Below are 11644 nucleotides of genomic sequence, written 5' to 3'. Positions count from 1 at the left end.
GATCCACATGGGGATGTGGGCGATCGACGCGGCGCGGGTGGTATCGCCGCCGCCGCATACGGGTACCGCCGCGGCGAATATGCGGGGATAGCGTTCGAGGGCGTCGTAGGTGCCAAAACCTCCCATGGACAAGCCTGTTATGTAGATGCGATCCGTATCAACGGGCATCGTCGTTTCCAGCTGACGGATAAGCCCCATGAGCAATCGCATCGTTTTGCCGGGCTCGGGGTTAAGGGTCATTCCCTTGCCGTCCTTGGTGGGCGTCACGTTGCTCCAGGTCTGGTGTTCGGGGCACTGGGGCGCGATGACGATCGCCGGGTGCGCCAGCATATTCTGGTCTGTTGCGAAGTTCATCACCCCCCACTTCAGTTGCGCGTCGTTGTCGCTCCCGCGTTCCCCCGAACCATGCAGGAAGATCACCAGCGGATACTTCCGGAGCTTGTTGGCATCGGGGAACAGCAGGCGATAGTTGAGGGTGTCGCCGTTTTCGGCGTATTTGTTATAGCTGAACCGGGAGGGTTGGGCTTGCGCAAGACTGGTGGCGCAAAAGCATACAAGGAGGAGCAGGCAGGCTTTCGTCTTCATGTGAGGTAAGATACTAAAATATCCCGGACCCGGGCTCGTCACGGCCTGAGGAACCCCATCGCAAAAGCGGTCCCCCCGCCCAGCAGAATTCCGCCGGCTACATCCGAGGGATAGTGAACGCCGAGGTACATCCGTGAGTACGCGGTCCCGCCGGCCCACAACAACGCCGGGGCGATGACATACCAGCGGGGGTACGCCCGGGAAAGGGCTATGGCGCTGCTAAAGGCGGCCGAGCTGTGCCCGGAGGGGAAGGAATATTGCCCGGGCCGGTAGACGGGCGTAAAATCGATATGGGTAAGAAAAGGGCGCGGGCGTTTGACGAGCTGCTTGATCGCGTAGTTGAGGAGAGCGGTGACGGCGGTGCTGCTGGCGATGTACAAGGCATTTTGCCGCATCGGCTCATCGTGGCGTATGATACCGGCCACCAACAGACCGGCGGGGATGGCTACGTTCACATAATTGTTGGCGTTGGACAGCGCCCGCCAAAAGGCGGTCTGTCCCGGGGTACGTTGTTCCGCCAGGATCTCCAGCACGCGGATGTCCGCGGTCTGGCCGCCGGACGGATGGAACGGGTCCACCTGGCCCGTGCCCGTCTGGGCAGACACCGGCAGCGCGTGGAGGGCGGCGGTCAAGAAGAGCCAGTGGTGAATTCTCATTCGGTTGGGTTTAAAGAATGCTGATCCTTAGCGCCTTCAGCCCCGAAACGCCTTGCAGGGTCTCCAGGTCGAGCTGTTCGAGGTCGCCGGCCAGTACGCCCTCTTTCTGCAACGCCTCGATATGGCCGAAATAGGATTCGGCGTCCTGTTTCCAATAATATACGATCACGATTTTGTCGGGCTGGGTGAGGCGTTCGCCGGAGTCCTTGATACGGATCTTGTCGATACGTTTCTTGATGACCTGGTACCGGATATTGTACGCGCCTTCTACATCGAACCGTTTTTCGTCGTTGCGGAAACTGATGTCTATCGTCCGGCCGTTGATAAAGATAAGCTGCGTGGTGTACAGCGGCCGCTCCATCCGGGGCAGGAGCGCCCTGGTGAGCCGCTGTATGGCGGCCATCGCCCGGAGCTGCCAGACCATCGCCTGGTCGAGGAACCGGGGTTCGAAGGGCCTGGCCGGTACAATGGCCTGGCCCATATACAGGTCGAATTCGACGCCGTCCGTCCTGAATTTTTCGAAGTAACAGGGATAGATCCGTTGCAGCTCTTCATTCATCTGGTCCAGGTATTGCCCGATCGAGCGGTTGACCAGCTGCATGGAGGCTTCCAGGGCGCGTCTGTTCCTATACCCGTCGCCGTTGTCTTCTTCCATGGCGTGCAGGTAGCCGTCGATGAGGGCGTAGGGCACGGACGCGGCCCCGCTTCCTGCCGGGTCGGCCAGGGTAGCGGCCAGCAGCGACTGCTGTACAGCCCGGAGGGCAGGATAGGCCTCCCGTTGGAGGAAATGACCGATCTCATGCTCGTCGCTTTCCGAGAACTCGGGTCCGAGCTTTCCCAGGAGCCGTTGCGTCTCGCGTTTCATAAAAGCCAGTGAATCATCCGTCAATCCTTTTAGTACCTCCGACAAACGCCCGAGGCAGAATTTCAGGTCGTCCTGGAGCGCCTGGTTGCGTTCGACGGTGGAATTGCGGATATCGATCGCGCCGTACAACGGATAAACGTCCCGGAAACGGATGGTTTCTGCTACGGCCTGCCCCTGCCGGTGAAGCCTGGCCTGGAGGTAATTCAAGGCGGCTTCCTTGAATTTCCATTGAACGGCGGGTTGGACCGCGGTATACAATTCATTGACGGTAAGGCTGATCTTGGTATCGAGTTCGTCGACGCCGGCCCTCATCAGCTGGGCGATATAAGGTAGCGCGTTGTCCAGCCGGCTTAGCCGGGTTTCCAGGTCCAGGCCTTTTTCGCGCGTATACACCTCCAGGAAACCGGTGACCTCCTGGTTGTACAGGATGGGCAATAAGGCAAAAGCCCGGATACCGGCCGTCCGCATCAACCCGGCCAGCGGGACGGCGGCATCCGCCGGTGCGTCCTCCGTTTCGCTGAAGTAGATCGGCTTCGGGTTTTTGATGAACTGCCGGACATTTTCCGTCAGCAGTCCCTGGGGCATGGCCTCCCGCTTGACGGCGTCCAGCAATACGCTGCCCATGTCCTTGCCCCAATCCATGACCGGGCGGTCGTTGAGGAGGTACAGCGGGATGATCCCGAAGTGTATTTCCCGGCTGCCCATCAACGTCTGCAGGGATAACACGAGCTCGCTCCGGATGTCTTCGGGTACGTCCCTGACGGAACGGGAACCGATACGGATCAGGAGGTTCCGTATGAGGTGGATGACGTATTGCGCCGTTACGTCCGTAAGGGTGATGACGGAGAACCCCGACAGGTGGAACCCATCCAATGGCAACAGTTTTTCCAGGAATCCCGACGCCTTACCGCCGCAAAGCTTTGCGTCGAGCAGGTCGGCGGGGAGGTCCGGTAGCGGCCGGATGGGCCGGATATCGATAAAGCGGGGGTCTACATTGAACCGGAAGTATTTGAACAAGCCGTCCTCGGGATCGATGAACGAATGGGTCATCTCTTCGATCCCCGACGCGTATTCATACTGAAAGAACCGTTTCAGGATGACGGCATACAGGTACTGGACCGGCGTATGCTTCCGGTTTACCCGGTATGCCTGCTGCCCATCGCCACCCAGGTGGAGGACCTTTTCCAGGAGGCCATACAACGCTTCGGTTCCATAGACGATCTGCGGCTGAAAGGGCATCGAGAGCCCCCAGATCATCCGGTTTTCATCCATGGTTATATCTGTAAGGCTCATATAGACCGTTTCCAGGAGCCCTACGTAGGCGTCCAGTTGCGCGGGCTCCAGGTCGTCGTCCGCCCCGGGGTATTGCCGGTATTGTTGGACCAGGTAGCGGCCGGCCGCGGCCTTGGTGCCGCCGCCCGACGCCTGTTCTTCCAGGAAACGCCGGAAGGCCCGGAACGAAAAGCTCCGTCCCGGCTGATTTTCCGCCGGCGCTACCGGGTCGATATTTACAGATACTACGTTTTGTCGCATATATGGTTCTAAAGGGTCAAAAACGAAAGCCCATGGTTACATAAGGATACCACCCTTCATCCGAATGCCCCATGACAAATTGTAACAGCAGCAATTGGGCAGGCGCGAAATAGATACCGCCGCCCACGCCCTGGTGCCAGGTATCGCCGTCATCCCCGTCGGCCCATACCCGGCCAATATCATAAAATCCGGTCAACCCCAGTTCACCCGGCAGGATATAGCTGGCCAGGCGGGCAATCCGTATATGGGCCTCCAGGTTGTTATACAGGACATCCGACCCCGCGAACCGGTATTGACGGTACCCCCAGAGATTCTCCTGGCCACCCAGGAAAAGGGACTGGTAGAACGCTGCCCTGCCCCCGGTCAGGCCGCCGCCCACCCTATCCGCCAGCACGACGACGGCGTCGGGGTCCACGTGCTGATAAAATGTTATCTCCGGGATGAACTGTACAAAGGACTTCGAATAGGCATTCAGCCCCTCGTACGCCTGCAGCCGCGCGTTGACGTGTATACCCGCCGTGGGGAGTAGCGGCCGGTTGCGGGTATCGTAGTCAAAACGGAGCGACAAACCCGCGAAGTCCTTGTCGTCGGTTACCGTCAGGCTATCGTAGGAATGCAGCAAACCGGGTTGTGTCACGATACGACCCCGGTTATCCGAAGAGTCCATATGGTAGTACTGAACGGAAGGGCCGATATACAGCGACATCCGCTTACCCCAGCGCCAGCGGAGCGACGGATCTACCTGGAAAATGTTAAACCGGCTGCGGTAAAACCGCTTGTAGTCACCCGTCTTGTCAAACGGCGTATTGTTGCCCAGGCCAAAGAAGTTCTGCGTATTGTCCGGGGCAAGGGCTTTTGCATCCAATACCAGGTCGGCCTTGCCGATCGTCTCCAGCCACTCGCTGTGAAACCGGAAGGCAAAAGCCTTCGTCGAAAACGAATGTTTGAAGGAAAGCTCCTGCATACTGGCGTACGGTTTCCTGCGAAACCCCTGGTTCACGAATTTGACGCCGGCGCCCAACAACAATCCGTCGTCCAGGTTATACCCGCCCGTGATCGAAGGGATGACTTTGTCGTATGGATTGGTCGGCACGTATTCCTTGTTGAGGGTATCGGCGGAGAGGTGTTTCCTTAACACGGACAAATCCCCGGCAAACCGCACCTGGCCGGGTGGGAAATAAGCCTTGACCGGTCCGGCGGAGCTGTCCAGGTAGACGACCTTGTTGCCCTTGCCGCCCGTCAGCCGGAGCCGTATGGACGTTTCGTTGTCGATACGGACGCTGTCATCCCCGCCCGCCGTAAAGACGCGGATTTCCCTCGTCACCGAAGGGTCGAAGACCCGTTCATAGAACTGCTGTTTCAACTCCCCTTTCTTGCCGATCTTGTAGATGCGTACGAGGAGACGTTGGTCAGTCGCGTCGGTGATGGAAACGAACTCGTCCTTGTTGCTGAGGGGCAGGTCCACCACCCGGTTCAAAAAGCGGTAGTAGGCCGCCATGGCGGCGGGGAGGTTCTGCCGCCTTTCCTTGAGCAGCGCCAGTAACCGGTCGTGATCGATTTTGTAGGACGACAACGGCAGGTCCCTGATGGCGGCCCCCAGGACGGAATCCGTCATGACCGCGGTGAACGCGTAGGTTACCGCCATCCACCGGTCATAATCGAAACCGCTCAGCAGCCGTTTGTTCATGGCGTTGCTCTCGGTAAAAAATGCGTCGATTTTTTTGATCCGGCCGTTGAAATCATGCAGGAACGGCACGATCCAGGGCGCCGTGGCGATGTGGGGAATCACCCCGTCGATCATGTGGAATGCCTGGTCCCTGTCCCTGGGCACGGCCTGGTAGCGGACGCCCTTGCCCGAGGGCTCGGGCGTCCATCGCCACTGGTCCTCGTGCCGGTCCCAGTCCCCGATCAAGAGGTCCAGCAGACGTGCCCGCAGGAACAATACGGTGTCCACCGTATTGTCGTTGTCCCTATCGAGCTCCTTGTACAATTTGAAGGAATTGTCCGATGGCCCCGTCGGCTCTCTTTCTTCGAGCAGGCAAACGGTTCGGGCGAACGACGGCGCGTATTCACCCAACGCGGTGTCCGGCGCGACCCAGCCGATGATGGGATGGGCATGCGGGACACCCGCCGCCTCCGCCAGGACGGGCACCGAAAGGGCGGAATAGGGATGTTGCGCGCTCATCGCGTCGGTTACGACGTCCTTGGCAAAAGTCTGGCGCAAGGTCTCGGGTAAAAGTATTTCCGGGTACTTATTGACGCTCCGCAAAACCCATTCCTTACCAGTTTTATCCCGCAACCGCAGCGAATGGGTCTGGTGTCCCCCGCCCGGTTGCAAAACGATGAGTCCGCCATGGATCTCCGATAGCCGGATGACGGGCAGGTTTGTGGGGGCGGACCATTCCTTCCGGTAGTTCTCTCCCAACAGCCACCGGTGGAAGTGGCCGACTTTGTCGAAGGAGGCGTTGGCCTGGATGAGGAGGCTGTCCTGCGCTTTTAACAGCAGCGTTTGTGTGAGTAGTATGACGGTTAGCGCGTACCTCATGTCGATGCGTTTTGCTCCAGGAACCGATATACGTTGGCCTGGGAATCCGGTGCCCATTGCATATCCATCAGTTCGACCACCTGCCGTTTCAATTTTGGATCGTACAAGGGAAAACAAACTTCGATCCTGCGGTGGATGTTGCGTTCCATCCAGTCGGAAGAGCCCAGGAATATTTCTTCTTCGCCGTTGTTATGGAAAATAAAGACCCGGCCGTGTTCCAGGTAGCGGTCGACGATCCTCCGGACGCGGATCCGTTCGCTCTGTCCCGGGACGCCCGGGACGAGGCAGCAAATGCCGCGGATGACCAGGTCGATGTCTACACCTGCTTTTGACGCCTCGTATAGTTTGTCGATGAGCACCCGCTCTTCCAGGTTGTTCAGCTTGATGCGGATACGGGCCGGCCGACCTTCCCGGGCGTGGCCGATCTCCCGGTCGATAAGCCCGGTAAACCGGGACAAGAGGTTGAACTGCGACACGAGCAGGTGGTCAAAACGGATCAGGTCGGGCCGTTCGGGCTTTTGGCGTCTGGGCAGGAAGATAAACAACAGCTCCAGCTCCCGGAGTAATTCCGGCCGTGCGGTCAGCAGTACGTGATCGGTATAGAAACGGGCGGTGCTTTCGTTGAAGTTACCCGTGGATAACAACCCGAAATACTGCAAGCGTCCTTCCCTGCTGCCTTCTCCTCGCCCTTCCCTGCGGCGTTTGACAAGGGCGACCTTGGCGTGGACCTTGAGACCGGGTATGCTGTAGACGATCTTTACGCCCGCCTCCTTCATCCGCTTGGCCCAGCGGATGTTGTTTTCCTCGTCAAAGCGGGCCTTCAGCTCCACAAAAACGGTGACCAACTTCCCATTGGCGGCGGCGCTTATCAACGCGTGTACGATCACCGACTGGCTGGCGACCCGGTATAAGGTGACGTATATCTCTTCCACTCCCGGGTCCGTGGCTGCCTCATTAAAAAACCGGAGTACCGCGTCGTAACGCTGGTAGGGCGGGTGGACCAACCGGTCGCCCCGGCCGATGGCGTCAAAAAGGGAATCCGGCCCGGACGCGAACCCCTGTTGCAGCGGAGGCCAGGGTACATACTGTAGCGCCTTGTCAGCGACCGGTAGACCCGCGAGGTCCTTCAGGTTATGATAGTTACCCCCCTCCACGAGGTTGGCGTGTAAAAGGTTGAACCGGTGGATGAGCCGTTGCAGGAAGCCAAAGGGCAATCCGGCGGGATAGAGGAACCGCGTGGCCAGCCCGAGGTCGCGTCTTTGGAGTTGTTTTTCTATCTCTTCGGCAAGGTCGCCCTGGTACTCGTCCCGGAGGTCCAGCTCCGCATCCCTCGTGGTCTTGATGGACCAGGCCCCGACAATGCCATCGCCCGGGAACAGGAAGGACAGGTGAGCCTTGACCAGGTCGTCGATAAAAAGGATGTATCGGGTGCCGCCCGCCTCCACAGTGTAGAAGCGGGGGATGTCGTCCGAGGGGATGTTGACGACGGCGATCTTGCTGTCGTTCTTCAGGAAGACGGCCACGTACAATTTGTTGTTCTCGGGGAAGAAGTCCTCGTCCACTTTGACGATCCGGAGGAATGCCGCTATCGTGGAAAAAAAATACGCGGTGACCTTTTCACGGACGACCTCCGGTAACTCCTTGTTGTAGATCAGCCCGATGCCGTCCGCCTCCAGACCCGGGACCAGCTGCCCGGCCAGGATACCGCCAAATTGTTCGAGTTGTCGCCTGATGGCGTCTTCCGCCGCCGCGTATGTCTCCGTCGCCCCGAGGGCCATCAGCACCGGCATGCGCACGCGGTAGAATTCGTCCAGGTTAGAGGAATAGATGGAGAGGAAACGGACCCGTTCCATCAGGGGCACCCCCGCATCCGCTGCTTGCTGTAATACCCTTCCGTTGAAGGAGATCCAGCTAAGGTCCCTGTCCATGTAGGTTGTATTCTCCATAGTGTCGTGCCCTTAAAAAAAGATCGCCGCTACTGCAAACGCAAGCACCGACGCGATCAGCCCGTACATAAAAACGTTGTAGGAAATGCGCAGCTGCCGGTACTTCCGGCCCAGCGCGATCCCCTGGAAATAGACGTCCTTGATGAGGTTGCTATAGAGGATATCGGCGTCGTCCATCAGCTTTACCATCCCCGCCGTATAGTCCTCCAGGCTCATCCGGTAAAAGTTGCCAAAAAACAACAGGTTCACCTTCTTCTCATCCACGTCCTCCGGCCGGAAAGTACCCGGTGGGATATGGGGCCGCGTGGCCAGTACCGAATAGATGATGGTCACCACGTTCACGGACAGCAGCAGCACCACGGGCACCGCCAGGGAAATGTGCTCGTCGATCTTGCGCAGCAGGACGCTGAGCAGGACCGATATGATAATGGAATTCACCTGGATCATGATGTGCGCCTTGCTATCGGCCTGGCTGCTGAGGCGCTGGTTGTTGGAGGAGGTGATGCGAAAGACGGTCTCGACGCCGCGCTCGGAGCGCTTCTTCTTCTTTTTCTTTTCCCCGGGACCTGTGGCATTTCTCTCATCCGCCCCCACACGCTCGACCACCACGGGCCCTGCGTTTTCGGCCGCCTTCTTCCGCTGCTTCTCCAGGTTCGCCCGCAAGCCCTCCTCCAGGAGCAACCGGCAATAGTCGGTATGGTAATGCTGGTTCTCCAGCAGCGCCATCGTCCCCTTGCGCCAGTCCTCTTTCGATATTTCCTTCCCCGCCAGGAGCTCCGCCTCTTTGTGCATGATCTTATTGCGCTCGCCGAAGTCATCCGTACCCAGGTGGAAGAGGTCGGCGTCGCAGACAATCTCCTCCAGGAGGTTGTGCGGCGACTGGGGAAGCCGGGTAGCCAGGATGCAGCCCTGTATCGAGGCAATCGTCTCCGCCGGAACTTCTTTCTCTTTCAGGAAAACTTCCGCCAAATCCGCCCCCCGCTGCTCGTGTCCCGCCGGCGGCCCTACATAATACCCCGTATCATGGAACCACGCCGCCGCCAGCACGATGAAAAAATCCGCGTCGTTCAACTGATAGTGATCCGCGATGCGGGTAGCCGCCTGGACAACCGCTTCGGTATGAACGGGGTTATGATACGGTAGCCGGACCTCCTTCGGGTTGTTGCCAAGGTTGGTGACATAGGTTTTTATCTCTTGTATAAGAGTCTGATAGTTCATTTCCCGGCATTTGAATAGTCAATATACAAATTCTGTATAGATTCTGGAGACGAGGGGCTTTACAAACCGGGGTTTTTATAAGACGCTTTTCGGCAGTACCTTATGGTCACGGGCGGCCCATTTAATGCTCACCGGCGCCAATACTGGGAATTGGGGTTCATCGATTCCCCAAATCCTTCATAGCCATCTTCGATGTCGATAAAATTTATTTCTTCGTCAAGAACGAACAAGCCCTGCTTGTACGCCTCGGTATATGTACGAAGCATGGTTCCTATAGAATCAAAGATCGAAATGGGCCGTTCGATATAAAACTCTGGCACAGAGTATAAGTGAATTTTACCATAATCCTTTCCTGGTTCGTTATTGAATAAAAGGGCTTGTCCTTCGTCATCCATTCCAATCGGTATAAAATCTCCACTCCACTTATGTTTTCTTTCTCTAATCTCAATTATATATTCCATACTAAGAAAAGATCCATAGTCATGCAACTCACATCTTTCACTATCCTTCCTTGGGTCATTACCATTTTTCCACAGGAATAACTGCCGGAATTCGTCATTTTTCACCCTCCATGCATACATAGTCGATTCCACTTTATCGGCCGGCAGAGGCATTTCCAACCTGTCATAGTTGGTCCTATTGTACTTGCGCAGGACGCTGTCGAATTCACCCAAAATATTAGAAATATCGTTCATCAAATCGGCATATTTTAAATAGTATACATCAAGATACGATGATTCCCTTTTCGGGCTGATTTAGAGGAACACTGTGCCTTGCGACGGGTTTGGCCCGTTAGGAAAGGCCGCTGGGGTTTACATTAGCCTGATTTTACAAGACGATTAAATTGTAAAAAGATGCTACACGCCGAATTGATCGGACTTACTATTTCAATTTTGAAAAGGCGGAAAAATAACTTTGCCTATCAAATTCAATCGGCTCGATATGAGCATATAATTCCGTTACGCCATCTCCCGCCTCCGATCCGAAATCACTCCAGATAATTTTGGCCCCGCGGTCCAAAATGATCGCTGTTATCGCACCACAGCCAATGTCACCGCATTCGGGACATACATAAATCATTACCCGCCCGGTCTCCAACCTGGATTTTTCCTTACCTCTGAACACATTCAAAATCTGTTTATTGTTCCTGTCGAGGTCAATCGATGTCACGAGATCGGAATCTTCTATTCCAAGAATGCTTTTTAGCGATCGTCCGGAAACATAAAATTCTAAGAATTCCCGCTCTTTTCGGTGGGCGTCTCCCTTTCTTACGGCGTGCTTGAGATGCAAAGTTTGCATATTGCTCAAATCTACTGCAATACGTGAGTAGTGCCCCCTTATAAAACAGAAAACCCACAAGATCAATGTCTTATGGACTTTTGCTCCCCCTTCAGGAAAAGACTACAACGATCCCGCCGTCGACCAGGAGGATACCAAACACGCGCTGAAGCTGAGGATCAACTACCATCGCGACCGCAAGTATTTCGGAACGGATTTCCGCTTTACGGTAAAGGAATGGGAGCAGATCAACCAGGTAAAGCCCCCCAGGCGCTTCCAGGAGGATAAGGACCAAACGGATAAGGTGCTCAATAGGGCGAAGGAAATCCTGTCGGAAATGGGTGCGGATGGACTCGATTTCACCTTCCCTAGATTCAAAAGCCTGTGGTTTAAGGTGCGTCCAAAGGGTACGGAGTTCAACAACCTCTTCCGGGAATACCACGATGCTATAAGGGATGAGCAGCCGAAGACAGCCTCCCAATACTGCTTGGCCATTTCGAGCATGCACAAGTTTCATAACCGGTTTAATGAAAAGGGGGAGACGGTCAGACTCCGGTACGCGGACGTGACCGTCGATTTCCTGAAGGACTACGAGCGCTGGATGCTCGCCGGTGCCGATGACAAGGGGCCGGAGAAACGCCCCCGAAGCAAGACAACGATCGGCATGTATTGCCGGTGCGCCAAGGCGATCTTCAATCAGGCGCTTGTCTGTGGGCTTATTGAGAAGGATGTTTACCCGTTCGGAAAGGGCAAGTATGTCATCCCAACTGGCAAGAACGTCAAGAAAGCGCTATCCGCAGAAGAAATTGGTAAGTTGGCGACCTATTCCAGCGAGGTTGAGGCGGTACAGCGGGCTCGGGATATGTTCATGCTTAGTTTTTACTGCAACGGCGCAAACTTCAAAGACCTTTGTAAGCTACGGTGTCGGCTTCCCCTAAAAGCCGCTAGTTCGTAATTGGAGTTTTCAATTGATTTTTATGGGTCAATTCAAGTTCAAAATATTCGGCCGGGGTAAGGT

9 protein-coding genes are annotated in these 11644 nt (G+C 56.2%); 1 reads left to right on the top strand and 8 read right to left on the bottom strand.

Features of this window, described 5'->3' with window-relative positions:
- The 8 genes from VL547_RS05455 to VL547_RS05420 all read right to left on the bottom strand — a co-directional run.
- Positions 1–585 (bottom strand): prolyl oligopeptidase family serine peptidase (locus VL547_RS05455; RefSeq protein ID WP_325576037.1); only part of this gene is annotated, 585 nt, incomplete at its 3' end.
- 38 nt (positions 586–623) lie between these two features.
- Positions 624–1241: a phosphatase PAP2 family protein gene (locus VL547_RS05450; protein ID WP_325576035.1), complete on the bottom strand. Its 618-nt coding sequence runs from the start codon at positions 1239–1241 to the stop codon at positions 624–626.
- Positions 1242–1251: 10 nt separating this feature from the next.
- Entirely contained in the window at positions 1252–3639 is a 2388-nt protein-coding gene (locus VL547_RS05445; RefSeq protein WP_325576033.1) for a hypothetical protein, read from the bottom strand.
- A 16-nt stretch (positions 3640–3655) separates the two neighbouring features.
- Entirely contained in the window at positions 3656–6184 is a 2529-nt protein-coding gene (locus tag VL547_RS05440; protein ID WP_325576030.1) for a BamA/TamA family outer membrane protein, read from the bottom strand.
- Complete coding sequence (ppk1, locus tag VL547_RS05435; protein ID WP_325576028.1) at positions 6181–8130, bottom strand: polyphosphate kinase 1; 1950 nt, start codon at positions 8128–8130, stop codon at positions 6181–6183. The genes VL547_RS05440 and ppk1 overlap by 4 nt, the downstream gene beginning before the upstream one ends.
- A gap of 12 nt (positions 8131–8142) precedes the next feature.
- Positions 8143–9348, bottom strand: coding sequence for a Pycsar system effector family protein (locus VL547_RS05430; protein WP_325576026.1), 1206 nt, complete (start codon positions 9346–9348; stop codon positions 8143–8145).
- A gap of 128 nt (positions 9349–9476) precedes the next feature.
- Positions 9477–10043: an SMI1/KNR4 family protein gene (locus VL547_RS05425; RefSeq protein WP_325576024.1), complete on the bottom strand. Its 567-nt coding sequence runs from the start codon at positions 10041–10043 to the stop codon at positions 9477–9479.
- A 187-nt stretch (positions 10044–10230) separates the two neighbouring features.
- Positions 10231–10647: a hypothetical protein gene (locus VL547_RS05420; RefSeq protein ID WP_325576022.1), complete on the bottom strand. Its 417-nt coding sequence runs from the start codon at positions 10645–10647 to the stop codon at positions 10231–10233.
- A gap of 283 nt (positions 10648–10930) precedes the next feature.
- Here VL547_RS05420 and VL547_RS05415 point away from each other — a divergent pair, with 283 nt between their 5' ends.
- The gene (locus VL547_RS05415) at positions 10931–11581 is read left to right on the top strand and encodes a phage integrase SAM-like domain-containing protein (RefSeq protein ID WP_325576020.1); all 651 of its coding nucleotides are present in this window, start codon (positions 10931–10933) and stop codon (positions 11579–11581) included.
- Positions 11582–11644 lie beyond the last annotated feature (63 nt).

The sequence above is a fragment of the Dinghuibacter sp. genome, from assembly GCF_035492835.1.
Taxonomy (GTDB): domain Bacteria; phylum Bacteroidota; class Bacteroidia; order Chitinophagales; family Chitinophagaceae; genus Dinghuibacter.
Note: the sequence above shows the minus strand (reverse complement) of the source record. Positions and strands in the feature narration are given on the sequence as shown.

Bases quoted from the DNA above. Each gene is read 5' to 3' on its own strand.
- VL547_RS05450 (WP_325576035.1), bottom strand. From the start codon at position 1,241: ATGAGAATTCACCACTGGCTCTTCTTGACCGCCGCCCTCCACGCGCTG.
- VL547_RS05445 (WP_325576033.1), bottom strand. From the start codon at position 3,639: ATGCGACAAAACGTAGTATCTGTAAATATCGACCCGGTAGCGCCGGCG.
- VL547_RS05440 (WP_325576030.1), bottom strand. From the start codon at position 6,184: ATGAGGTACGCGCTAACCGTCATACTACTCACACAAACGCTGCTGTTA.
- ppk1 (WP_325576028.1), bottom strand. From the start codon at position 8,130: ATGGAGAATACAACCTACATGGACAGGGACCTTAGCTGGATCTCCTTC.
- VL547_RS05430 (WP_325576026.1), bottom strand. From the start codon at position 9,348: ATGAACTATCAGACTCTTATACAAGAGATAAAAACCTATGTCACCAAC.
- VL547_RS05425 (WP_325576024.1), bottom strand. From the start codon at position 10,043: ATGAACGATATTTCTAATATTTTGGGTGAATTCGACAGCGTCCTGCGC.
- VL547_RS05420 (WP_325576022.1), bottom strand. From the start codon at position 10,647: ATGCAAACTTTGCATCTCAAGCACGCCGTAAGAAAGGGAGACGCCCAC.